The 24,499-nt window shown below is 64.9% G+C and carries 23 protein-coding genes; 21 read left to right on the forward strand and 2 right to left on the reverse strand.

Annotated elements, in window-relative coordinates; all coding sequences use genetic code 11:
* Window positions 1-11: 11 nt before the first annotated feature.
* Complete coding sequence (locus ACT2FV_RS17465) at window positions 12-497, forward strand: Lrp/AsnC family transcriptional regulator (RefSeq protein WP_006408082.1); 486 nt, start codon at window positions 12-14, stop codon at window positions 495-497.
* 54 nt (window positions 498-551) lie between these two features.
* Here ACT2FV_RS17465 and ACT2FV_RS17470 read toward each other — a convergent pair whose 3' ends face one another.
* Window positions 552-1,085, reverse strand: coding sequence for a class IV adenylate cyclase (locus tag ACT2FV_RS17470; protein ID WP_151052713.1), 534 nt, complete (start codon window positions 1,083-1,085; stop codon window positions 552-554).
* A gap of 233 nt (window positions 1,086-1,318) precedes the next feature.
* Entirely contained in the window at window positions 1,319-2,218 is a 900-nt protein-coding gene (locus ACT2FV_RS17475; RefSeq protein ID WP_174920010.1) for a LysR family transcriptional regulator, read from the reverse strand.
* Window positions 2,219-2,381: 163 nt separating this feature from the next.
* Here ACT2FV_RS17475 and ACT2FV_RS17480 point away from each other — a divergent pair, with 163 nt between their 5' ends.
* The 20 genes from ACT2FV_RS17480 to ACT2FV_RS17575 all read left to right on the forward strand — a co-directional run bounded on the left by ACT2FV_RS17480 (window position 2,382) and on the right by ACT2FV_RS17575 (window position 24,497).
* Window positions 2,382-4,067 carry a GMC family oxidoreductase gene (locus ACT2FV_RS17480; RefSeq protein ID WP_444504526.1) on the forward strand — a complete coding sequence of 562 codons (1,686 nt, stop codon included), beginning with the start codon at window positions 2,382-2,384 and terminating at the stop codon, window positions 4,065-4,067.
* 485 nt (window positions 4,068-4,552) lie between these two features.
* A complete protein-coding gene (locus ACT2FV_RS17485) occupies window positions 4,553-5,332 on the forward strand; it encodes an ABC transporter ATP-binding protein (protein WP_059602111.1) in 780 nt (259 codons plus the stop codon).
* Window positions 5,329-6,084: an ABC transporter ATP-binding protein gene (locus ACT2FV_RS17490; RefSeq protein ID WP_124902807.1), complete on the forward strand. Its 756-nt coding sequence runs from the start codon at window positions 5,329-5,331 to the stop codon at window positions 6,082-6,084. The genes ACT2FV_RS17485 and ACT2FV_RS17490 overlap by 4 nt, the downstream gene beginning before the upstream one ends.
* Before the next feature lie 76 nt (window positions 6,085-6,160).
* Window positions 6,161-7,360: an ABC transporter substrate-binding protein gene (locus ACT2FV_RS17495; protein ID WP_151049191.1), complete on the forward strand. Its 1,200-nt coding sequence runs from the start codon at window positions 6,161-6,163 to the stop codon at window positions 7,358-7,360.
* A 114-nt stretch (window positions 7,361-7,474) separates the two neighbouring features.
* The gene (locus tag ACT2FV_RS17500) at window positions 7,475-8,359 is read left to right on the forward strand and encodes a branched-chain amino acid ABC transporter permease (protein WP_059602103.1); all 885 of its coding nucleotides are present in this window, start codon (window positions 7,475-7,477) and stop codon (window positions 8,357-8,359) included.
* Window positions 8,359-9,333 (forward strand): branched-chain amino acid ABC transporter permease, encoded by a 975-nt coding sequence (locus ACT2FV_RS17505; protein ID WP_170296431.1) that lies wholly within the window; start codon window positions 8,359-8,361, stop codon window positions 9,331-9,333. Before ACT2FV_RS17500 ends, ACT2FV_RS17505 begins: the two co-directional genes overlap by 1 nt.
* A 1,123-nt stretch (window positions 9,334-10,456) precedes the next feature.
* On the forward strand, window positions 10,457-11,614 hold the full coding sequence (locus tag ACT2FV_RS17510) for an ABC transporter substrate-binding protein (RefSeq protein ID WP_059602101.1): 1,158 nt from the start codon (window positions 10,457-10,459) through the stop codon (window positions 11,612-11,614).
* A gap of 201 nt (window positions 11,615-11,815) precedes the next feature.
* A complete protein-coding gene (locus tag ACT2FV_RS17515) occupies window positions 11,816-12,871 on the forward strand; it encodes a branched-chain amino acid ABC transporter permease (RefSeq protein WP_059682658.1) in 1,056 nt (351 codons plus the stop codon).
* Between the two features lie 4 nt (window positions 12,872-12,875).
* Window positions 12,876-14,660, forward strand: a complete 1,785-nt coding sequence (locus ACT2FV_RS17520; RefSeq protein WP_059602095.1) for a branched-chain amino acid ABC transporter ATP-binding protein/permease — start codon at window positions 12,876-12,878, stop codon at window positions 14,658-14,660.
* On the forward strand, window positions 14,660-15,415 hold the full coding sequence (locus ACT2FV_RS17525) for an ABC transporter ATP-binding protein (RefSeq protein WP_059602253.1): 756 nt from the start codon (window positions 14,660-14,662) through the stop codon (window positions 15,413-15,415). The genes ACT2FV_RS17520 and ACT2FV_RS17525 overlap by 1 nt, the downstream gene beginning before the upstream one ends.
* 518 nt (window positions 15,416-15,933) lie before the next feature.
* Window positions 15,934-17,904 (forward strand): tRNA uridine-5-carboxymethylaminomethyl(34) synthesis enzyme MnmG, encoded by a 1,971-nt coding sequence (gene mnmG, locus ACT2FV_RS17530; protein WP_151049189.1) that lies wholly within the window; start codon window positions 15,934-15,936, stop codon window positions 17,902-17,904.
* A complete protein-coding gene (gene rsmG / locus ACT2FV_RS17535) occupies window positions 17,901-18,587 on the forward strand; it encodes a 16S rRNA (guanine(527)-N(7))-methyltransferase RsmG (protein WP_151049187.1) in 687 nt (228 codons plus the stop codon). The genes mnmG and rsmG overlap by 4 nt, the downstream gene beginning before the upstream one ends.
* A gap of 51 nt (window positions 18,588-18,638) precedes the next feature.
* Complete coding sequence (locus ACT2FV_RS17540; RefSeq protein ID WP_059602087.1) at window positions 18,639-19,418, forward strand: ParA family protein; 780 nt, start codon at window positions 18,639-18,641, stop codon at window positions 19,416-19,418.
* A 31-nt stretch (window positions 19,419-19,449) separates the two neighbouring features.
* Window positions 19,450-20,343: a ParB/RepB/Spo0J family partition protein gene (locus tag ACT2FV_RS17545; RefSeq protein ID WP_059682910.1), complete on the forward strand. Its 894-nt coding sequence runs from the start codon at window positions 19,450-19,452 to the stop codon at window positions 20,341-20,343.
* A gap of 13 nt (window positions 20,344-20,356) precedes the next feature.
* Entirely contained in the window at window positions 20,357-21,487 is a 1,131-nt protein-coding gene (locus ACT2FV_RS17550; protein WP_124902795.1) for an SLC13 family permease, read from the forward strand.
* Window positions 21,488-21,610: 123 nt separating this feature from the next.
* Window positions 21,611-21,736 (forward strand): hypothetical protein, encoded by a 126-nt coding sequence (locus tag ACT2FV_RS17555; protein WP_275404634.1) that lies wholly within the window; start codon window positions 21,611-21,613, stop codon window positions 21,734-21,736.
* Between the two features lie 326 nt (window positions 21,737-22,062).
* Window positions 22,063-22,590 (forward strand): ATP synthase subunit I, encoded by a 528-nt coding sequence (locus ACT2FV_RS17560; protein ID WP_444504527.1) that lies wholly within the window; start codon window positions 22,063-22,065, stop codon window positions 22,588-22,590.
* A 110-nt stretch (window positions 22,591-22,700) separates the two neighbouring features.
* Window positions 22,701-23,552, forward strand: a complete 852-nt coding sequence (gene atpB / locus ACT2FV_RS17565; RefSeq protein ID WP_059602078.1) for a F0F1 ATP synthase subunit A — start codon at window positions 22,701-22,703, stop codon at window positions 23,550-23,552.
* A gap of 75 nt (window positions 23,553-23,627) precedes the next feature.
* Window positions 23,628-23,897, forward strand: coding sequence for a F0F1 ATP synthase subunit C (gene atpE, locus ACT2FV_RS17570; RefSeq protein WP_006482730.1), 270 nt, complete (start codon window positions 23,628-23,630; stop codon window positions 23,895-23,897).
* Window positions 23,898-24,026: 129 nt separating this feature from the next.
* Window positions 24,027-24,497 carry a F0F1 ATP synthase subunit B gene (locus tag ACT2FV_RS17575; RefSeq protein WP_006477283.1) on the forward strand — a complete coding sequence of 157 codons (471 nt, stop codon included), beginning with the start codon at window positions 24,027-24,029 and terminating at the stop codon, window positions 24,495-24,497.
* Window positions 24,498-24,499: the final 2 nt, after the last annotated feature.

A 24,499-nucleotide genomic window follows, 5' to 3' on the forward strand; every position in this document is an offset into this window, starting at 1 on the left:
GGAGAACGCTCATGCTGGAACTCGATCACTTCGATCTCGCGCTTCTCGACGTGCTGCAGCGCTTCGGCCGTGCGACGCACCAGCAGCTCGGCGAGGAGGTGCCGCTGTCGCCGTCGCAGATCGGCCGGCGGCTGCAGCGGCTCGAGGCGGCCGGCGTGATTGAAGGCTACCGCGTGATGCTGCGCCCCGAAAAGCTCGGGCTCGGCGTCACGGCGTTCACGAGCCTGAAGCTCAAGCACCACGGCGATTCGATCATCGAGCAGTTCCAGCAACAGATCGACGTGTTGCCCGAAGTGCTCGAATGTCATGCGGTGGTCGGCGACGCCGACTATCTGCTGCGGATCGTCGCGCCGGATCTCAACGCGCTGTCCCAGTTCGTGATGAAGAAGCTGATGCGCGTGCCGGGCGTCGACAGCGTGCGCTCGAACATCGTGCTGACGACCTTCAAGCGCAACGGCGCGCTGCCGCTCGCGCACCTGGCGCCCGGCGCCGCCTGACGCGGCGGCCGGGCCGGCGGCGGGGCGCGAGGCGCCGCCGCGGACAGGGCCAGATCAGGCCGCTTCGGATCGTGCGTCGGCGTTCAGCAGGTCGACGTACGCGACCGCGACGAGATCCTCCTGCGCCACGCCGAGCTTCTCGAACACGTCATGGGCCTCGGCTTCGCCGCCGGCTTCGTCGTCGTCGGGACCGAGCACCACTTCCAGTTCGATGAAGTCGCCGAGGCCGTCGACGCGGTCGAGATGGATTCGCGTGCGGCCGACGAGGTACACGTGCCGTTCCTTCGTCACGATTCCGCGCGTGGTGAGCGCGGTCGCGAGCAGCGAGTGCATCGCGTCCGGGTTCGTCACCGGGCTGCGCGTGTAGTACGACGCCTTCGGCCCGTCACGGTCGTCGCGCTGGTAGAAGATCAGTTCGGCCGGCGTGCCGTCCTCGAAGCGGCGCAGCTTCAGCCGGCCGCGCGGCACGTCGTAGAAGAAATCCTGCTGGCGGTAGAAGAGCGGCGCTTCGGCGGCGAGCCTGGCCGCCTGTTCGCGCAGCCGGTCGAATTCGCGGGCGCGGGCTTTGATCTCGATGTTGCGGGCCATGCGGGTCTCCTTCAATCAGGGGTCTCGCGGTGTGCGAAGGCACAATCTAGCAAAAAGCCTGCGATGGTGGCGTGACGCGCAAGCGGGAAGCGGCGACGCGATGCGGGGCACGCGATTCGAGCCCGTTCGCGATAACACCCGTCACCTGCGGGCGTCGATTGGACACCCGCGGCGCGTCGCACGCCTGCGTCCTGAGCCCGATGCACGACCGGCCGCATCGGCATCAGCGGCATTCATATCGCCCATTGGGTCTCGATCAGCCGCAGCGCGGCGGCGATCGCCGGTTCGGCGCGCCGCGCGGCGAGCGTCACGAAGGTCAGCTCGGTCGGCACCGTCACGTGTTCGACGATGGCCAGCGCATGCGCGTGCGCTTCGGCCAGCGCGGTCGAGTCGCGCGCGAGCGTCAACCCGATCCCCGATTTCACGAGATCGAGCATCGATTGCTCCTGGTCGACCTCGGCGACCTTCACAGGTTGCGCGCCGGCCGCCGCGAACAGCCGCGACAGCAGCCGGTGATGGGCGGACGCCGGCGGCGTCCAGATCCACGGCAGCGCAGCGAGCGCGCGCCAGTCGTGCGCGCGCTGCACGCGCTCCTTCCAGCCGGCCGGCGCGAGCACGCGGTACTGGAAACGTGTGAGCGTGATCGTGTGGAACAGCGTGTCGTCGCGCGGATCGTCCTCGTCGGGCCGGCCGATGTAATAGCCGACGTCGAGCGCCTGCGCACGCACCTGTTCGAGCACCCAGCCGGACATCCCGTGCCGTAATGCGGTTTCTATCTGCGGATGGGTTTCGACCAGCGCGCGCAGGAAGCCGCCGAGCCGCAGGAAGCCGGGATCGAGGATCGTGCCGATCCGCAGCCGGCCGCGCACCTCGTGCCGCAGCGCAGCAGCGGCGCGCTGCACGTCGGCGGCCGCGGCCAGCGCGCGCTCGGCGTGCGGCAGCAGGGTCTGGCCGTCGCGCGTGAGCGCAAGCCCGCGCGACGTGCGCGTAAACAGCGTGACGCCGAGCGTTTCCTGCAGATGCTTGATCTGCAGGCTGACGGCCGGCTGCGTCAGGTGCAGCTGCACGGCGGCGCGCGTCAGGTTGCCTTCGCGGGCGACCGTCGCGAACGCACGGAGCAGGGTGAGATCCATCGTCGTGATATGAGTGCAGCTTATAACGCGATTCAGCATAACTCATTGGATCGGCGGCGGGCGGCCGGAGTACGCTTCATCGACCGCATCGCCCGCGCCGCACTATGCTGAAAGCGACGCGCGGAATCGCGCGCGCGGTGCACAACAATTGATGGAGACACTCGTGAGTACTCAACGCACGCTCGAGGGCGAGTTCGATTACGTGATCGTCGGCGCGGGCACCGCGGGCTGCGTGCTCGCGAACCGCCTGACCGAGGATCCCGAGATCCGCGTGCTGCTGCTCGAGGCCGGCGGCAAGGACGACTATCACTGGATCCACATCCCGGTCGGCTATTTGTATTGCATCGGCAATCCGCGCACCGACTGGCTGTACAAGACGCAGCCCGAGGCGGCGCTCAACGGCCGCGCGCTGTCGTACCCGCGCGGCCGCGTGCTCGGCGGCTGCTCGTCGATCAACGGGATGATCTACATGCGCGGCCAGCGCGAGGACTACGACAGCTGGGCGCAGGAAACCGGCGACGCCGGCTGGTCGTGGGACAGCGTGCTGCCGATCTTCAAGCGCAGCGAGGATCACCACGCGGGCGCGAGCGATGCGCACGGCGCAGGCGGCTACTGGCGTGTCGAGAAGCAGCGGCTGCGCTGGGAGATCCTCGAATCGTTCGCACAGGCCGCGCAGCAGACGGGCATCCCGGCGACCGACGATTTCAACCGCGGCGACAATGCCGGGGTCGGCTATTTCGAGGTGAACCAGAAGCGCGGTGTGCGCTGGAATACGTCGAAGGCGTTCCTGCGGCCTGCGACGACGCGCCCGAACCTGACGGTGATCACCGGCGCGCATGCGCAGCGCGTGATCTTCGACGGGCGGCGCGCGGTCGGCGTCGAATATCGCGGCGGTGGCACCGACTACGTCGCGCGCGCGCGGGCCGAAGTGCTGCTCACCTCCGGCGCGGTGAATTCGCCGCAGCTGCTCGAATTGTCGGGCATCGGCGCGGGCGCACGGCTGCAGGCGCTCGGCATCGACGTCGTGCAGGATCTGCCGGGTGTCGGCGAGAACCTGCAGGATCACCTGCAGTTGCGGATGGCATTTCGCGTCGAAGGCGTGCGCACGCTCAACACGCTGTCCGCGCACTGGTGGGGCAAGCTGATGATCGGCGCCGAATACGCACTGCTGCAGCGCGGGCCGATGTCGATGGCGCCGTCGCAGCTCGGCGCGTTCGCGAAGTCTGATCCGGACGATCCCGCGCTCACGCGCCCCGATCTCGAATACCACGTGCAACCGCTGTCGCTGGAGCGTTTCGGCGAGCCGCTGCACGGCTTCAACGCCTTTACGGCGTCCGTCTGCCATCTGCGGCCGAGCTCGCGCGGCAGCGTGCACATCGCGAGCCCCGATGCGGGCGCGGCGCCGTCGATCGCACCGAACTATCTGTCGACCGACCACGATCGTCATGTCGCGGCGAATGCGCTGCGCCTCACGCGGCGTATCGCGTCCGCGCCGGCGCTCGCGCGCTACCAGCCGGAAGAGATCCTGCCGGGCAAGCGGTACCAGACCGAAGCCGAACTGATCGAAGCGGCGGGTGCGGTCGGTACGACGATCTTCCATCCCGTCGGTACGTGCCGGATGGGGCGCACGGATGACGAGCGTGCCGTCGTCGACAGCCGGCTGCGCGTGCGCGGCATCGCCGGGCTGCGAATCGTCGATGCATCGGTGATGCCGTTCATCACGTCGGGCAACACGAATTCGCCGACGCTGATGATCGCCGAGCGCGCGAGCGACATGATCCGCGCCGATCGACGTGCTGCGCACGACGCGACGCAGGTGCGAACGGAAGCGACGATGACGGCTGCATGACGCCACGCTGACAGGCACGACAGCGGGCCGTCATGCGGGTGCCCGCTGATTCGCTATGCGAAACAAGCCGGCGTGCGGATCGCAACGGATCGACGACACGCAATGCGATCGTGCCGCAAGCCGCGCATTGCGCGCGCCTTCTCGTTGCGCGACGACATGACGCGCGGCGTAACGTGCCCGCGTTCGCGCAGGCACGCGTCGTGCGATTGAGCGACCTTCGATGATGCGCGCGTCAAAAAAAACGCGTCGAAATTCGCGCTCAGCCGCGTGTCATATGGCGGCCAGCCCTATAAGTGCAAATCCCGATGATTGCACTGCACCAACGGCGCGACAATGTTGCGCAGTGTGCATACGCGTCGGCGCGGGAGACCACCCTCGAGGCGTAATTCGGCGCCCGGGGGGCAGCCCGCTGATCCGCGGACCTGTTCGCGGACGCTTCTCGCGAATCTTCCCGGTGCTTCGCCTGACTTCGTACGGAAGGGAACATGATTCTCGGCGACACGATTCTCGAAACACGCGGACTGACGAAGGAATTCAGGGGCTTCACCGCCGTGAACGGTGTCAACCTGCGTGTGCGGCGCGGTGCGATCCATGCGTTGATCGGACCGAACGGCGCGGGCAAGACCACCTGCTTCAACCTGCTCACCAAGTTCCTGACACCGACGGCCGGCCAGATCGTATTCAACGGCATCGACATCACCGACGAGCGGCCCGCGCAGGTTGCACGACGCGGCGTCATCCGCTCGTTCCAGATCTCGGCCGTGTTCCCGCACCTGACCGCGCTGCAGAACGTGCGTATCGGCCTGCAGCGCGCGCTCGGCACCGAATTCCATTTCTGGCGCAGCGAACGCACGCTGAAGCGGCTCGACGACCGCGCGATGGACCTCCTCACGCAGGTCGGCCTCACCGATTTCGCGCAGGTGCCGACCGTCGAGCTCGCATACGGCCGCAAGCGCGCGCTCGAGATCGCGACCACGCTCGCGATGGAACCCGAACTGATGCTGCTCGACGAGCCCACGCAGGGGATGGGCCACGAGGACGTCGATCGCGTGACCGCGCTGATCAAGAAGGTCGCGAGCGGCCGCACGATCCTGATGGTCGAGCACAACATGAACGTGATCGCGGGCATCTCCGACACGATCACCGTCCTGCAACGCGGCGAGGTGCTGGCCGAAGGCTCGTATGCGGAAGTGTCGAAGAATCCGCTCGTGATCGAGGCCTACATGGGCAGCGCCGACGCGGCGCTCGCGGGGGCGCACGCATGAAGCACAGCGAACGGGAGGAACGCGAATTGAGCGGCGTCGAGAGCGGTACGCCCGCGCTGGAGATCACGGGCCTGGAGGCCTGGTACGGGGAATCCCACATATTGCACGGCGTCGACCTGACGGTGCATCGCGGCGAGGTCGTCACGCTGCTCGGCCGCAACGGCGCGGGCCGCACGACGACGCTGCGCGCGATCATGGGCCTCACGGGCCGCCGCAGCGGGTCGATCAAGGTCGCGGGCAACGAGACGATCGGCCTCGCGACGCACCGCATCGCGCATTTCGGCATCGGCTACTGCCCGGAGGAGCGCGGGATCTTCTCGAGCCTGTCGTGCGAGGAGAACCTGATGCTGCCGCCGCCGATCGGGCCGCGCGACCACGCGATGTCGATCGACGAGATCTACACGATGTTCCCGAACCTCGCGTCGCGCCGGCAGAGCCAGGGCACACGGCTGTCCGGCGGCGAGCAGCAGATGCTCGCGGTCGCGCGGATCCTGCGCACCGGCGCGAACCTGCTGCTGCTCGACGAGATTTCCGAAGGCCTCGCGCCGGTGATCGTGCAGGCGCTGGCGCGAATGATCGTCGCGCTGAAGGCGCGCGGCTACACGATCGTGATGGTCGAACAGAATTTCCGCTTCGCGGCACCGCTTGCCGACCGGTTCTACGTGATGGAGCACGGCAGCATTGTCGAGCATTTCCGCGCGGCCGAACTGGAAAGCAAGATGCCCACCCTGCACGACCTGCTCGGGGTGTGACGCCGCCCCGTCTCTCTCGCCGCTAGCCGTGGCGGCTTCGAACAACCACAACGCATCAGAACAACAGGAGACGTCAATGAAAATGAAGACCCTCGCACACGCCTGTCTCGCACTCGCGACTGCCGCGTTCACCACCGGCGCCGCGCAGGCCGCGGATACCGTGAAGATCGGTTTCATCACCGACATGTCGGGGCTTTACGCCGATATCGACGGGCAGGGCGGCCTCGAGGCGATCCGCATGGCGGTTGCCGACTTCGGCGGCAAGGTGCTCGGCAAGCCGATCGAGGTCGTCTATGCCGATCACCAGAACAAGGCCGACATCGCCGCGTCGAAGGCGCGCGAATGGATGGACCGCGGCGGGCTCGACCTGCTGGTCGGCGGCACGAACTCCGCCACCGCGCTCGCGATGAACCAGGTCGCGGCCGAGAAGAAGAAGGTCTACATCAACATCGGCGCGGGCGCCGACACGCTGACCAACGAGCAGTGCACGCCGTACACGGTCCACTACGCGTACGACACGATGGCGCTCGCGAAGGGCACCGGCTCGGCGGTGGTGAAGCAGGGCGGCAAGAGCTGGTTCTTCCTGACCGCCGACTACGCGTTCGGCAAGGCGCTCGAGAAGAACACGTCGGATGTCGTGAAGGCGAACGGCGGCCAGGTGCTCGGCACGGTGCGCCACCCGCTGTCGGCGTCGGACTTCTCGTCGTTCCTGCTCCAGGCGCAGTCGTCGAAGGCGCAGATCCTCGGCCTCGCGAACGCGGGCGGCGACACGATCAACTCGATCAAGGCCGCGAAGGAATTCGGCATCACGAAGACGATGAAGATCGCCGCGCTGCTGATGTTCATCAACGACGTGCACAGCCTCGGCCTGGAGACGACGCAGGGCCTCGTGCTGACCGACAGCTGGTACTGGAACCGCGACGCGGCATCGCGCCAGTGGGCGCAGCGCTACTTCGGCAAGATGAAGAAGATGCCGTCGAGTCTGCAGGCGGCCGACTATTCGTCGGTGACGACGTACCTGAAGGCCGTGCAGGCGGCCGGCACGACCGACTCCGACAAGGTGATGGCCGAGCTGAAGAAGATGAAGATCAACGACTTCTACGCGAAGGGCTTCATTCGCCAGGACGGCAGCATGATTCACGACATGTATCTGATGGAAGTGAAGAAGCCGTCGGAATCGAAGGAGCCGTGGGACTACTACAAGGTGCTCGCCACGATTCCGGGCGACCAGGCATTCGGCACCAAGCAGGAATCGCGCTGCGCGATGTGGAAGTAAGCGCGACATAGCGGCGCGTGGTGGCGGCCGCAGCGATGTGCCCGCTGCGCCGCCCGTGCGCGCGACGGCTTGAACGTTGCGCGCGCAACGAAACTCATTCTGACGGCTAAGTCGATGGAAATCTTTGGCATTCCGTTGCCGGCGATGCTGAGCCAGTTGCTGCTCGGGCTCGTCAACGGCTCGTTCTACGCGATCCTGAGCCTCGGGCTCGCGGTGATCTTCGGGCTGCTCAACGTGATCAACTTCGCGCACGGCGCGCTGTTCATGCTGGGCGCGATGCTCGCGTGGATGGGGCTGTCGTACTTCGCGTTGCCGTACTGGGCGATGCTCGTGCTCGCGCCGCTGATCGTCGGTGCGTTCGGGATCCTGATCGAGCGTTCGATGCTGCGCTGGCTGTACAAGCTCGATCACCTGTACGGGCTGCTGCTCACGTTCGGGCTCACGCTGGTCGTCGAAGGCGTGTTCCGGTCGATCTACGGATCGTCCGGCCAGCCGTACGACGTGCCGTCGCAGCTGTCCGGCGCGACCAATCTCGGCTTCATGTTCCTGCCGAACTACCGCGCGTGGGTGGTCGTCGCGTCGCTCGCGGTGTGTCTCGCGACCTGGTTCGTGATCGAGAAGACGCGCCTGGGCGCCTATCTGCGCGCCGGCACCGAGAACCCGAAACTCGTCGAGGCGTTCGGCGTGAACGTGCCGATGATGATCACGCTCACCTATGGCTTCGGGGTCGCGCTCGCGGCGTTCGCGGGCGTGCTCGCGGCGCCGGTGATCCAGGTGTCGCCGCTGATGGGCCAGCCGATGATCATTACCGTGTTCGCGGTGGTCGTGATCGGCGGGATGGGCTCGATCCTCGGCTCGATCATCACCGGCCTGCTGCTCGGCGTGATCGAGGGCTTCACGCGCGTGTTCTATCCGGAAGCATCGGCCACGGTCGTGTTCGTGATCATGGCGATCGTGCTGCTGTTCCGCCCGGCGGGCCTGTTCGGCAAGGAAAAATGATGCAGAGAAAAGTGCTCTACGGCGTGCTGCTCGCGGCACTGCTCGTCGCGCCGTTCATCGGTGCGTATCCGGTGTTCGTGATGAAGGTGCTCACGTTCGCGCTGTTCGCGGCCGCGTTCAACCTGCTGATCGGCTATACGGGGCTGCTGTCGTTCGGTCATGCGATGTTCCTCGCGACCGCCGGCTATGTGACCGGCTATGCGATCCAGACGCTCGGCTTCACGCCGGAGCTCGGCGTGCTGGTCGGTACCGTTGCCGCGACGCTGCTCGGGCTCGTCGTCGGCCTGTTCGCGATCCGCCGGCAGGGCATCTACTTCGCGATGATCACGCTCGCGTTCGCGCAGATGGTCTACTTCATCTACCTGCAGGCGCCGTTCACGCACGGCGAGGACGGCCTGCAGGGCGTGCCGCGCGGGCACCTGTTCGGGGTCGTCGACCTGTCGAACGACGTCGCGCTCTACTACGTCGTACTCGCGGTGATCGTCGCGGCGTGCGCCTTCATCGTGCGGATCGTGCACTCGCCGTTCGGCCAGGTGCTCGTCGCGATCAAGGAGAACGAGGCGCGCGCGATCTCGCTCGGCTACGATACCGATCGCTTCAAGCTGCTCGCGTTCATCCTGTCGGCCGGGCTCGCGGGGCTGGCCGGTTCGCTGAAGGTGCTGGTGCTCGGTTTCGAGACGCTGTCCGACGCGTACTGGACGATGTCGGGCCTCGTCGTGCTGATGACGCTCGTCGGCGGGATGGGCACGCTGTTCGGCCCGTTGCTCGGCGCGGCGCTGATCGTCGCGCTGGAGGACCGGCTCGGCGACATCGGCGAATGGCTCGCGTCGGCGACCGGCATCGGCTGGTTCCACTCGCTCGGCGAATCGGCGACGATCGTCACGGGGCTGATCTTCATCGCATGCGTGCTTGCGTTCCGGCGCGGGATCGTCGGCGAGATGGTCGCGCGGGTGAAGACGCTCAGGCCGTCCTGATTGCATCGCAGCGGCCGTTGCGGCGCGTTGATGCGAAGCACCATCCGGCGCAGCCGGGAAGGGCGTTTCGGCGGCCTCGCGCCGGTGCCGCGCGGCAAGGCTGGTGCCCCATTTTCGTGCGGCGATGCACCATAGGGGTAAATGCTAAGTTGTCGCAGGGTGAAAGGTCCTTTAATCTTCGTTTCAGTTCTGATGCACCGCGAAACGAATTTGCAGGTGGAGAACGAGGAGACAATCGAGGCACAAAGTGCCCGGACCCCAAAAGCGCTGTTGGACGGAATCCAACAGCGCTTTTTCATTTGGTGCGCGAATTTCCATTGCTGGTGCAAAGGCGTGCCGCCACATTCTGGCCGACCGCGCTCGCGTCTCATCCCGTCTTCCTCCGTTTTCGTCCTTCCTTCCTGCCGGTCGATCGCCGCTGGCGCGCAGCCACGTGCATTGCCGTCCGGGCTTACCCGGTTGGCGTGCGCAAAAAGCGTCCGTTACACTCAGCTTTCGCCGACCGTGCGGTCGGGAAAACGGTCGGCAGTTCTCCTACAAGCAAAATGCAGAAGAGGGAGTGCGGTTGGATGAGAAGCGCGGGACGATGGGTCGGGGTGCAAGGGGCGGCTGGCGCCGCTCGTTCGGGGTCGGCGGTGCACGGATATACCCCGGCGTTCACGAGCCGTCCTGCGGCCGGCATGCGCGTTCCGGTGCGATTTGCCGGCACGACGGTCTCCGCGGTCGTTGCGTTCGCATCCGACGTGTCGTTCGCGTTCGCATGAACGGCCGATTTTTCGATCCTGCATCGCCCGCTTGCGGAGCCGAACCCGGCCCGGCCGGCCGACCTTCCGATGATCGTTGCGTCCGCATCGATCGTGTCTCGCGCAACGTCGCATTTCTCCGGTTGGTTCATCCAGACGACATTACTGCCGCGCATCGTGGCGGTCGCACGACCGTTTCGGAACGCGCCGCGGCGCGTGCGCGCGCGGTATCACCGGGGCTTGATGGCGGTTCAGGCGTTTCACGGGAAAACGAGTGTAGGCGCGGTACGGCGAGATAGTTAAATTATTAACTTGTTTGAGGACCGGGAGCCGCCCGAGCGACCCGCGGATTTTTCGAGCAGCGTTTGGAGACAACATAAATGAAGATGAATCGATGGATGGAGGTTCTGCTTGCCGCGGGCCTCGTGTGCGCGGCGGCCACGGCGTCGGCGCAGGTGAAGATCGGTGTAACGCTGTCGGCCACCGGGCCGGCCGCGTCGCTCGGGATTCCGGAAAAGAACACGATCGCGCTGCTGCCGAAGGAAATCGCGGGCAAGAGCGTCCAGTACATCGTGCTCGACGATGCGTCCGACACGAGCCGCGCGGTGCAGAACGTGCGCAAGCTGATCGACGAGGATCATGTCGACGCGATCATCGGTTCGTCCGTCACGCCGAATTCGCTCGCGATGCTCGATCCGATATCGCAGGGCAAGACGCCGACGATCTCGCTCGCGGCGAGCGCGCAGATCATCTCGCCGATGGACGCGAAGCGCGCATGGATGTTCAAGGTGCCGCAGAACGACCAGCTGATGGCCGATGCGATCGCCGGCTACATGGCGAAGCACGGCGTGAAGACGGTCGGCTTCATCGGCTTCGCCGATGCGTACGGCGACAGCTGGTACAACACGTTCAATGCGGCTGCCGCGAAGAACGGGCTGAAGGTCGTGTCGAACGAGCGTTACAACCGCACCGACGCGTCGGTGATGGGGCAGGTGCTGAAGCTGATGGGCTCGAATCCCGATGCGGTGCTGATCGCCGGGTCCGGCACGCCGGCCGCGCTGCCCGCCAAGACGCTGAAGGAGCGTGGCTACAAGGGCAAGGTGTATCAGACGCACGGCGTCGCGAACAACGACTTCCTGCGCGTGTGCGGCAAGGATTGCGAGGGCGAGATCCTCCCGGCCGGCCCGGTGCTCGTGACCGACCAGCTGCCCGATTCGAACCCGGTGAAGAAGCCGGCGCTCGGCTACAAGGCCGCGTACGAGAAGGCGTACGGCGCGGGGTCGCTGTCGACCTTCGGCGGCCACGCATGGGATGCGGGGCTGTTGCTGCAGCGTGTGATCCCGGAAGCGCTGAAGAAGGGCCAGCCGGGCACCGAGGCGTTCCGCGAGGCGCTGCGCGCGTCGCTCGAGAGCGTGAAGGACCTGCCCGTGTCGCACGGCGTGATCAACACGACGCCGACCGATCACAACGGCTTCGACACGCGTGCGCGCGTGATGGTGCAGATCGTCGACGGCAAGTGGAAGCTGCAGGCCGAGTAAGCACCACGTGAAACCGGCGGGCGCGGCGCGAACGGCGCCGTGCGCGCCGTCGGCAGCGGAGCGGGCCTGACGGGCCGCTCCCGTGCCGCATGGAATCACCGGGGCCCGCCGCGTGGCGCCCGACGCGCCGATTTTGCCGTTCGTGCGCCGCGGCCATTCCCGTCTTTCGTTTCTTCGCAGCATTTTCGATACCCGAAACGTATGGATCTCTCGATTGCGGCGATCCTCGCGCAAGACGGCATCACGACCGGCGCCATTTATGCATTGCTGTCGTTGGCGCTCGTGCTGGTGTTTTCCGTCACGCGGGTGATCTTCATTCCCCAGGGCGAATTCGTCGCCTACGGTGCGCTCACGCTTGCGGCGCTGCAGGCGCAGAAATTTCCCGCCACCTGCTGGCTGCTGTTCGTGATGGGCATCGCGTGCTTCCTGCTGGAAGTCGGTGGCCTGATCCGCCATCGCGAACGCCGTCATCAGCTCGGCCGCACGCTCGCGACGCTCGGCAGCCGCTACGTGCTGCTGCCGCTCGCGGTGTTCGCGATTACGCGCGGCTTTGCCGCGCAGCCGATGCCGATGCTTGCACAAATCGCGCTGACGCTCGCGATCGTCGTGCCGATGGGGCCGTTCGTCTACCGGCTCGTCTATCAGCCGATCGCCGAAGGCACGACACTCCTGCTGCTGATCGTGTCCGTCGCCGTCCATTTCGCGATGGTCGGCCTCGGGCTCGTGATGTTCGGGGCGGAAGGCTCGCGCACCAACGGCTTCGCGGATGCGTCGCTGTCGGTCGGCAGCATGACGGTGTCGGTACAGAGCATCCTCGTGGTCGTGACCGCGCTGGTGCTGATCGGCGCGCTCTACGTGTACTTCGGCCGCACGATCGCCGGCAAGGCGCTGCGTGCGACATCCGTGAACCGGCTCGGCGCGCGGCTCGTCGGCATCGGCACGACCGAAGCAGGGCGGCTCGCGTTCACGCTGGCGGCCGGGCTCGGTGTGCTGTCCGGCATCCTCGTCGGTCCGCTGACGACGATCTATTACGACTCCGGCTTCCTGATCGGCCTGAAGGGTTTCGTCGGCGCGATCATCGGCGGGCTGGTCAGCTATCCGCTCGCGGCCGCCGGCTCGCTGCTGGTCGGCGTGCTCGAATCGTATTCGTCGTTCTGGGCGAGCGCGTACAAGGAAGTGATCGTGTTCACGCTGATCATCCCGGTGCTGCTGTGGCGCAGTTTCGCGACGCCGCACACGGAAGAGGAAGAGGAGTGACGCGATGAAGACGATGGTACGCAACAAGACTTTCTGGGTGTTTCTCGTGGTGCTGTTCGCGCTGCCGGTGCTGCCCGGCGCGCTGCAGGTGCCCGAATACTGGATCACGCTGCTGAACTACATCGGCCTCTACGCGATCGTCGCGATCGGCCTCGTGCTGCTGACGGGCGTTGGCGGCATGACGAGCTTCGGTCAGGCCGCATTCGTCGGCATCGGCGCGTATGCGACCGCATTCCTGACGACGCGCTACGGCGTGTCGCCGTGGCTCGCGCTGATCGTCGGCGTCGTGCTGACGGCGCTCGTCGCGCTCGTGCTCGGTGCGGTCACGATGCGCCTGTCCGGGCACTTCCTGCCGCTCGGCACGATCGCGTGGGGTCTCGCGCTGTTCTATCTTTTCGGAAACCTGGAACTGCTCGGCAAGTACGACGGGATCAACGGGATTCCGGCACTGAACCTGTTCGGCATCGAGCTCGGAAGCGGCCGAAGCCTGTACTTCCTGATCTGGGCCGTCGTGCTGGCCGCGATCGTGTCGGTGCAGAACCTGCTCAACAGCCGGCCAGGCCGTGCGATCCGCGCATTGCGTGGCGGCGGCGTGATGGCAGAGGCGATGGGCGTGAACACCGCGTGGATGCGCGTCGTGATCTTCATCTACGCGGCCGTGCTCGCTGCGGTTTCGGGCTTCCTGTACGCGCACTTGCAGCGCGCGGTGAACCCGACCCCGTTCGGCCTGAACCACGGGATCGAATTCCTGTTCATGGCCGTGGTCGGCGGCGTGTCGCACGTGTGGGGCGCGGTGCTCGGTGCCGCGATCCTCACCGTGCTTCAGGACTACCTGCAGACGCTGTTGCCGAAGCTGCTCGGCTCGGAGGGCAACTTCGAGATCATCGTGTTCGGCGTGCTGATGGTGCTGCTGCTGCAGTACGCACGCCAAGGCGTGTGGCCGTTCGTCGCGAAGCTGTTTCCGCGCGGGCCGCGCGCGCATGTGCCCGACCATGCCGATCCGCTGCCGCAGCGCGCGAAGCCGGTGGCGGGCGAGCCGCTGCTCGTCGTCGACAACGCGCGCAAGCAGTTCGGTGGCCTGGTGGCCGTCAACGACGTCAGCTTCGAGGTGAAGGCGGGACAGATCATCGGCCTGATCGGCCCGAACGGCGCCGGCAAGTCGACCACGTTCAACCTCGTGACCGGCGTGCTGCAGCCGACCGGCGGCACGATCACGTTCCGCGGCGAGCGGATCGACGGGCTCACGTCGCGCCAGATTGTCCGGCGGGGGATCGGTCGTACGTTCCAGCACGTGAAGCTGCTGCCGACGATGACGGTGCTCGAGAATGTCGCGATCGGCGCGCACCTGCGCGGCCATACGGGCGTGTGGCGCAGCATCGCGCGGTTCAATGCGCACGAGGAAGCGCAGCTACTGGCCGAAGCGGCACGACAGATCCGTCGCGTCGGGCTGGAGAGGCACATGTACGACGAAGCCGGCAGTCTCGCGCTCGGCCAGCAGCGGATTCTCGAAATCGCGCGCGCGCTTTGCTGCGATCCGACGCTGTTGCTGCTCGACGAGCCGGCCGCCGGGCTGCGCTACCAGGAGAAGCAGCAGCTTGCCCACCTGCTGCGGCGCCTGAAGGCGGAAGGAATGAGTGTGTTGCTCGTGGAACATGACATGGATTTCGTGATGAACCTCACCGACCGGCTAGTGGTGATGGAATTCGGCACGCGGATCGCGGAAGGACTGCCGCAGGACGTGCAGCAGGATCCGGCGGTGCTCGAAGCGTATCTGGGCGGGGTGGAATGATGGCGGAGACGACGATGCCGATTCTCGACGTGCGCGGCCTGGCGGTGCGATACGGGAAGGTAGAGGCGTTACACGGAGCGGCGATCAAGGTCGGCGCCGGACAGATCGTCAGCGTGATCGGCCCGAACGGGGCCGGCAAGTCGACGTTGCTGAACGCAATCATGGGCGCGTTGCCGGTGACCGGACATGCGACAGGGGCAGTTGTGTACCGTGGCAAGGACGTGGGCGCGCTGCCGGTCGAACAGCGTGTCGCGCGGGGAATGTGCCTTGTGCCGGAAAAGCGCGAGCTGTTCAGCACGATGACGGTCGAGGATAACCTCGTGCTGGGCGCGTATCGCCGCAAGCTCGCAGGCGAGTCGAACTTCCTCGACCAGCTCGATCATGTGTTTGCGCTGTTTCCGCGGCTCAAGGAGCGACGCAAGCAGGCAGCCGGCACGCTATCGGGTGGTGAGCGACAGATGCTCGCGGTGGGCCGCGCGCTGATGGGCAAGCCCGATCTGCTGATGCTCGACGAGCCGAGCCTCGGGCTGGCGCCGCTGATCGTGAAGGAGATTTTTCATATCATCAGCGCGTTACGCGGCACAGGCGTCGCGACGCTTCTGATCGAGCAGAACGCTCGGGCTGCGCTGCAGATCTCGGACTACGGCTATGTACTGGAGACGGGGGAGTTTGCGCTTGAAGGACCGGCGGCGGAGCTGGCGCAGAATCCGCGCGTGATCGAAACATACCTGGGGCTGGTGAAAAAAACGGCTTGATGGGTGGGGCGGTCGGCGGGAAACGTGCGGCGTGTTTCACGTGAAACACGCCGCTTTTGTTTTCCGGGAGAGGGGCGATGCCTCGGCGAATCGGGCGTGGGGATAAGTGCCGGAGCGACATGCAGAAACCCTGTGACGAGAGTGGGGGCCTCATCGCGCCGGGTTGCACAGGGCCGTGAGCGCTGTACGCGTGACAGTGTTCTATCGACATGAGCCAAGCGGCACAGGGGATAAGCTCGGGCAGGTCGATCCGAAATGCTGTGATGGCACAGCGATGGCGGAGGTCGCAAACCACTGCCGGGTGCGCGATTTTGCACAGTATGACGATGTGCACTGAGGCTGCAGCAGCGCCGCCGAAGCAGGCCGCACGGCACAGCTCAGCCGATCGGGCAAAAAAAGTGGCCAAATGAACCGGCCCTACCATTCGGACGGTCTTCGGGTGAAAAGCGAACCCGCTATAATTCGGCCCATACATTTCTCAGATAGGTTCGTGCGCAGTTCTGCGCCCGGAATCCACCATGCTTTTTCCCACAGAATTTGACGTCATCGTCGTCGGTGGCGGGCACGCCGGCACGGAAGCCGCATTGGCATCGGCCCGTATGGGCGCGAAGACGCTGCTGCTGACCCATAACATCGAAACGCTTGGCCAGATGAGCTGCAATCCGTCGATCGGCGGCATTGGCAAGGGCCATCTGGTCAAGGAAGTCGATGCGCTCGGCGGCGCGATGGCCGCCGCGACGGACGAGAGCGGTATTCAGTTCCGGATCCTCAATTCGTCGAAGGGCCCGGCCGTGCGCGCGACGCGTGCGCAGGCCGACCGCATCCTGTACAAGGCTGCGATCCGCCATCGGCTCGAGAACCAGCCGAACCTGTGGCTGTTCCAGCAGGCTGTCGACGACCTGATGGTCGAAGGCGATCGCGTGGTCGGCGCCGTCACGCAGATCGGCATCCGCTTCCGCGCACGTGCGGTCGTGCTGACGGCGGGTACGTTCCTCGACGGCAAGATTCACGTCGGCCTGAACAACTACACGGGCGGTCGCGCGGGCGATCCGGCGGCCGTGTCGCTGTCGGCGCGCTTGAAGGAGTTGAAGCTGCCGCAGGGACGCCTCAAGACCGGTACGCCGCCGCGTATCGATGGCCGCTCGATCGACTTTTCGAAGCTGGACGAGCAGCCGGGCGACCTCGATCCGATCCCCGTATTCTCATTCCTGGGCCGTGTAGAGCAGCATCCGCAGCAGCTGCCTTGCTGGGTTACGCACACGAACGAGCGCACGCACGACATCATTCGCGGCGGCCTCGACCGTTCGCCTATGTATACAGGCGTGATCGAAGGTGTCGGCCCGCGTTACTGCCCGTCAATTGAGGACAAGATCCACCGATTCGCATCGAAGGAATCGCACCAGATCTTCCTCGAGCCGGAAGGGCTGACGACCAACGAGTTCTATCCGAACGGGATTTCGACGAGCCTGCCGTTCGACGTGCAGCTCGAACTCGTGCACTCGATGCGCGGCCTCGAGAACGCGCACATCCTGCGCCCCGGTTACGCGATCGAATACGACTACTTCGACCCGCGCGCGCTGAAAGCATCGCTCGAGACGAAGGCGATCAACGGGCTGTTCTTTGCGGGCCAGATCAACGGCACGACCGGCTACGAAGAAGCGGCCGCACAAGGGCTACTGGCCGGTCTGAATGCGGGCCGCTACGTGCAAGAGAAGGAAGCTTGGTGCCCGCGTCGCGACCAGGCCTACCTTGGCGTGCTGGTCGACGACCTCGTCACACGTGGCGTGGCCGAGCCGTACCGGATGTTCACGAGCCGTGCCGAGTACCGCCTGAGCCTGCGTGAAGACAATGCGGACATGCGCCTGACCGAGATCGGCCGCGAATTGGGCCTCGTCGACGACGTGCGCTGGGACGCATTCAGCCGGAAGCGCGACGCTGTTTCACGTGAAACCGAACGACTGAAGTCGACGTGGGTTACGCCGAAGACGCTGCCGCCTGAAGAGGCGACCGCGTTGCTCGGCAAGGCGATCGATCACGAGTACAGCCTCGCCGAACTGCTGCGCCGCCCCGGTATCAGCTACGACGGTGTGTGCGGCCTGAAGGACGGTGAATGCGCGCCTGCAGAGTCGCTGGCCGACGATCCGGTGCTGCTTGAGCAGATCAAGGAACAGGTCGAGATCGGCATCAAATATCAGGGCTATATCGAGCGGCAGGCCAGTGAGATCGAGCGCAACGATGCGAACGAGAACACACGCCTGCCGGACGGTATCGACTACCGCGAGGTGCGCGGCCTGTCGTTCGAGGTGAGCCAGAAGCTGAACGAGTTCCGCCCGGAAACGATCGGCCAGGCATCGCGGATCTCGGGCGTCACGCCGGCAGCGATCTCGCTGCTGATGGTGCACCTGAAACGCCGAGGCCTTGGCCGTCGTAACGGCACCGCCGCAGAGGCGACGGAACAGGGGGGCGGCACCGTCCCGACGCAACAATGACGGCGCGTCGCGCGCCGGCGGTTAATCGGGACGTACTTGAACAGATGCTCGTCGACGGCACGGCCGAGCTCGGCATCGCATTGACGGATGCACAACGGAACCAGCTGCTCGACTATGTCGCGCTGCTCGGCAAGTGGAACGCGGTCTACAACCTGACCGCGATCCGCGACCCGAAGCAGATGCTGATCCAGCACATTCTCGATTCGCTTTCCATCGTTCCGCATCTGCGCGACCGTGCATCGGCGCGCGTGCTCGACGTGGGTTCGGGCGGTGGGTTGCCCGGTATCGTGCTGGCGATCGTCCAGCCGGACTGGCAGGTCACGCTGAACGATATCGTGCAGAAGAAGTCTGCATTCCAGACGCAGATGCGCGCCGAGCTGAAGCTCGCGAACCTGTCTGTCGTCACCGGGCGTGTCGAATCGCTGCAGCCGGGTATCGAAGTGCCGGAAAAATTCGACATGATCGTATCCCGCGCTTTCGCGGATCTATCCGACTTCGTTAAACTTGCTCGACATCTCGTCGCGCCCGGTGGATCGATCTGGGCAATGAAGGGTGTCCATCCGGACGACGAAATTGCACGGTTGCCGGAGGGCAGTCATGTAAAGCAGACGATGCGGCTGGCGGTACCGATGCTCGATGCCGAACGGCATCTGATCGAGGTCACCGTCGACGAAGCGAATTGAAGGCGCGCGGTAGCGCGCCGTTTGTTTGAAGGTAAAGGGAACACACCAACGATGGCAAAGATCTTCTGCGTTGCGAACCAGAAGGGGGGCGTCGGCAAGACGACGACATCGGTCAATCTCGCCGCAAGCCTTGCAGCGCAGGAGCAACGAGTCCTGCTGATCGATCTCGACCCGCAGGGCAACGCGACGATGGGTAGTGGGATCGACAAGGCCGCCTGCGAGTCGACCGTGTACGAAGTGCTGGTCGACGGCGTATCGGTGACGGAAGCGCGCGTGCGTCCGGAAGGCGTCACGTACGACGTGCTGCCGGCCAACCGTGAACTGTCCGGTGCCGAGATCGAGCTGATCAGCATCGATAACCGCGAGCGACGGTTGAAGGGCGCGCTCGAACGCGTGGCCGACGACTACGACTTCGTGTTGATCGATTGCCCGCCGACGCTGTCGCTGCTGACGCTGAACGGGTTGTGCGCGGCGCATGGCGTCGTGATCCCGATGCAGTGCGAATACTTCGCGCTGGAGGGGCTGTCGGATCTCGTCAATACGATCAAGCAGGTTCACGCGAACATGAACCGCGACCTGAAGATCATCGGCTTGCTGCGCGTGATGTTCGATCCGCGCATCACGCTGCAGCAGCAAGTCTCCGATCAATTGAAAGCGCACTTCGGCGACAAGGTGTTCGACGCGGTGATTCCGCGCAACGTGCGCTTGGCGGAAGCGCCAAGTTACGGGTTGCCGGGCGTCGTATTCGACCGCAACTCGCGCGGTGCGCAGGCGTATATCCAGTTTGGTGCCGAGATGATCGATCGCGTGCGCGCGTTCGAGGTGTCGTGATCCGGACATGAGCGAAGCGAGGAAGAAAGACATGAACGCGGTACCAAAGAAGAAGGGCTTGGGACGTGGCCTCGAAGCGCTGCTCGGCGGCAGTGCGGACATCACCGAAGCGGTGAAGATCGAAGGGGCGCCGAACACGCTCGCGCTCGGCAAGCTGCAGGCGGGCAAGTACCAACCGCGGACGCGGATGGACGAAGGCAGCTTGCAGGAGCTGGCGGCCAGCATTCGCGCGCAAGGCGTGATGCAGCCGATCCTGGTACGACCTATTTCATCTGACAAATACGAAATCATCGCGGGCGAGCGGCGTTTCCGCGCGGCACGCCTGGCCGGCCTCGACGAAGTACCGGTGCTCGTGAAGGACGTGTCCGATCAGGCCGCCGCCGCGATGGCGCTGATCGAGAACATCCAGCGCGAGGATCTGAATCCGCTGGAAGAGGCGCACGGTATCCAGCGCTTGCTCGACGAGTTCGGTTTCACGCACGAACAGGCGGCCGAATCGGTCGGCCGCTCGCGCAGCGCGGTATCGAACCTGCTGCGTCTGCTGAACCTCGCAGCGCCGGTGCAGACGATGCTGCTGGCCGGCGACCTCGACATGGGCCACGCGCGTGCGCTGCTTGCGGTCGATGCCGCGACGCAGATCACACTCGCACACCAGGTCGTCAACAAGCGCATGTCGGTGCGCGAGACCGAGAAGCTGGTCGCGCATACGACGAAGGAAGCGCCGGCGGTGAAGGCGCGCGCGAAGGATGACGGCGGCCGCGACACGCGTCGTCTCGAGGAGGAGTTGTCCGACCTGCTTGCGTCGACGGTGAAGATCAAGCTCGGCCGCCGCGGGCGAGGGCAGGTGATGATCGATTTCGGCAACCTCGACGCGCTCGAGGGCATTCTTGCGCGCTTGCGCGGCAACGTCGCGGCCGAAGAATAACGAGGCACGATCGATGGAAAACACGGGCGCACCGGCGCCGCGCCGGTGGCTCGGCTGGCTTTTGCAGGAACCCGTACTAACGGTGCTGGCGCTTGCGCTGGTTGTTCTGCAATGGTTGCGTCCGCAACCAATTGCCGCGCTGGTCGGTCTCGTCGACTGGCAGACCGTCGCGACGCTCGCGGGTCTGCTGATGCTGACCAAGGCGCTCGAGCTGTCCGGGTGCCTGATGTGGCTCGCGCATCGCATCGTGCATCACGTGCATTCCGAGCGCGGGCTTGCGATGCTGCTCGTCGTGTTCGCGGCGGCGCTCGCGATGTGGCTCACCAACGATGTCGCGCTGTTCGTCGTCGTGCCGCTGATGGTATCGCTGCGCACGTTGACGCCGCTGCCGTTCCGGCGGCTCGTGATCGTGGTCGCGCTGGCCGTCAACGCGGGGTCCGTCGCGACCCCGCTCGGCAATCCCCAGAACCTTTTCCTGTGGCAATTGAGCGGCGTGTCGTTTGGCCGCTTCGTCGTCACGCTCGGGCCGCTCGCGCTGGCGTTGATGGCGCTGCTGCTCGTGCTGACGGCGTGCGCGTTTCGCGCGAAGCCGCTCGATCTGTCGGGAGACGTCCAGGCCGTTCCCGTGCAGCGCATGCATGCGTTGCTCGCGGCGGTGCTGTTCGGTGCGTTCGTGCTGCTCGCCGATGCGCACAATCCCGTGCCGGGTCTGATCGCCGTCGTGATCGCACTGCTGGTGGCGAGACGTGATGCGGTCCTGAAGATCGACTGGCTGCTGCTGCTGATCTTCGTGCTGATGTTCGTCGTGCTGCGCAGCGCGGCTGCGCTGCCGGTCGTCCACGATGCGATCGCGCGAACCCATCTCGATTCGCCGCTGCGTGTGTTCGCAGCGGGCGCGGTGGTGTCACAGGGAATCAGCAACGTGCCGGCGGCGATCCTGCTGTCGGAATTCACGCGCGACTGGCGGGCGCTCGCGTTCGGCGTATCGGTCGGCGGCTTCGGTTTCGCGATCGGTTCGCTCGCGAACCTGATCGCGGTGCGTCTTGCGAAGGAGCCTCGTATGTGGCTGCCGTTTCACCTCGTGTCGATTCCGTTCGCGATCCTGAGCGCGGCGCTGGGTGCGTGGTTGCTCGTTCACGGCTGAGCGCTGCGGATCAGTGTGGCTTACGCGTGCCGCAAGCGTGGCGGGGAGGGCGCACAGCGTTCCCGGTCGTTGCGAAGGCGGTCCTGTTGATAAGTGTTGTGCCACCACAGTCGAACGACTGTGGTGGCACAACAACTGATTGCAGGCATAGGCGTGTTCACGTTCAAGCGCATTTCGCGCATCGCGCTCGACGTGGCGGTCACAGTGCTTCCTCTGTTACCCGTCGCCGCGTCGGGTCATTTCCCGTGATCGCGTCACAGCAGGATTTCTGCTGCGATCACGTCGCGCCGGTGTCGCCCGCACCAGACTTCGTTGTCACCTCATTTCATCGCGACCGCGCTTTTTCGGGCAAGAAATGCCGGCGCAAAAAGCCGACCTTACAACTGTCATCGTACGTCATCGACGCGCGCGCTTTTTCACATCATGAGGCGTCGTTTTACGCAGGTTTTTGTCGCGTCTAAAGCCTTGAATCACCTGCAACTATCGCTTACAATCGCCCGGATTTGTTAGCTAGGCACCCCTGAAAGCTTTCAGAAAGCTTGGGGCCGGGTTCAAGGATTTTGCGGAAGATTGCGATGGCGGGTCAGGCGCCGAACGACAGGCACGATGATCACCGAGCGCAACGCACCGCTTCAGCGGCCGGCGAGCGGCGCGAGCCCGATGGCGACGACTGGGATGCCGAGCTGCAAGATAACAACATCGTTCCGCTCACGCGGACGGAAGCCGAGAGGCTGTTCGGTTCGAACGTGAGCAAGCCGCCGCGCGTAACCCCCTACAAGGTGGTGATCGCGCAGGTGGTCTTGTCCCTGGTTGCAACGCTGGCGTGGTGGCTGTTTTCGAAGTCGCCGGGCGCCGCTGCGCAATCCTCGTTTCTGGGCGGGGCGATCGGCTGGGTGCCAAGCGCGTTGTTCGTGGCACGACTGAAGGCAGGTGGTTCGGCCACCGTGATGAGCTGGGTGATGGGCGAAGCCCTGAAGCTCGGCGTGACGATCGGGATGTTTGCCGCAGTGGCGTACGGCTATGCCGGCGTGCATTGGCCGGCGCTCCTCGTCACCTACCTCGTCGTGCTGAAGACGTACTGGATCGCGCTGGCCTGGCGGTAAGCAACAAGCAGCGTGCGGTTTCGACAATGAACCGCACCGGCCCGTTCCCGCAATAGCGTATTGCGGAACGGGGCAAAACGATTTTCGACAATTTGGGTGGCATTAACGATATGGCAGCTAGCGAAGGCACGCGCGGTCCGGATCCGTCCGAGTACATTGCGCACCACTTGCAGAATTTCTCCACCTCGCATCAGACGTCGATTTTCGACATCCACGTCTGGAACCTCGACACGCTGTTCTGGTCGATCGTGTGCGGTATCGTGACGATCGTCCTGCTGCGTCTGGCCGCCCGCAAGGCGACCTCGGGCGTGCCGGGCCGTTTCCAGTGTGCGATCGAGATGCTCGTCGAAATGGTCGAGGATCAATCGAAGGCCATCGTCCACGGCAACCGCACCTTCATCGCTCCGCTCGCCCTCACGGTGTTCGTGTGGGTCGCGCTGATGAACTCCCTCGACTTCCTCCCCGTCGACCTGCCGGGCCGCGTCATCGGCCTGCTCGGTCTGTCGGACGTGATTTCCCACCATCGCATCGTCCCGACGGCCGACCTGAACGGCACGCTCGGCATCGCGCTCGGCGTGTTCGTCCTGATGATCTACTACAGCATCAAGATCAAGGGCGTGGGCGGCTTTGTGCATGAGCTGCTGTCGGCCCCGTTCGGCGCGCACCCGCTGCTGTGGATCCCGAACCTCGCGTTGAACATCGTCGAATATCTCGCAAAGACCGTTTCCCTCGGCATGCGGCTGTTCGGCAACATGTACGCGGGTGAGCTGTTGTTCCTGTTGATCGCCCTGCTCGGCAGCATGTGGAGCTTCGGTGGCGACGCAACGTTCCTCGGCTTCGTCGGTCACGTGATCGCGGGTAGCGTCTGGGCAATCTTCCACATCCTGATTGTTCTGTTGCAGGCATTCATTTTCATGATGCTGACGCTGGTGTATCTCGGCCAGGCGCACGACAAGCACTAAGCGCGGCGTGCAAAAAAGAGTTTCCGTTTTAGTTTTTTAAATCTCAGTTCCAAGTCTTTTCACAAAGGAGTGATCATGCAAGCTTACATCGCCAACATCCAGGGTCTGACCGCCATCGGTATCGGCATCATCATCGGCCTGGGTGCAATCGGCGCCTGTATCGGTATCGCGCTGATGGGTGGCAAGTACATCGAAGCCTGCGCACGTCAGCCGGAACTCATCAACCCGCTGCAAACGAAGATGTTCCTGCTGGCCGGCCTGATCGACGCTGCATTCCTGATCGGCGTTGGTGTCGCAATGCTGTTCGCGTTCGCGAACCCGCTCCTGTCGAAGCTCGCAGGCTAAGGTTCCTCGGAAATATGCGCCCGGCGTGAGCCGGCGCAGGGCGGAACGGAGACTTGGGGCGCTGATCGAATGCAACTCGATGAGCGCCTTACCGTTTCATTTTTCCGGAATAGCAGATAAGGAAACACCGTGAATCTCAACGCAACTCTGTTTGCGCAAATGGTCGTGTTCCTGGTCCTCGCGTGGTTCACGATGAAATTCGTGTGGCCGCCGTTGATCAACGCCCTCGACGAACGTTCGAAGAAGATCGCCGACGGCCTCGCCGCCGCGGAGAAGGGCAAGGCGGAACTCGACGCAGCGCACAAGCGCGTGGACCAGGAACTCGCGCAGGCCCGCAACGACGGCCAGCAGCGCATCGCCGACGCTGAAAAGCGTGCACAGGCGGTCGCCGAGGAAATCAAGGCCAACGCCCAGGCTGAAGCCGCCCGCATCGTCGCCCAGGCGAAAGCGGAAGCAGAACAGCAAATCGTGAAGGCGCGCGAAGCGCTGCGTGGCGAAGTCGCCGCGCTGGCCGTGAAGGGCGCCGAGCAGATCCTGAAGCGCGAAGTCGATCAAACGGCCCACGCCCAACTGCTGAATCAACTGAAAGCCGAGCTCTGATC

It is taken from the genome of Burkholderia sp. PR2, from assembly GCF_052372875.1.
GTDB classification, from domain to species: domain Bacteria; phylum Pseudomonadota; class Gammaproteobacteria; order Burkholderiales; family Burkholderiaceae; genus Burkholderia; species Burkholderia diffusa.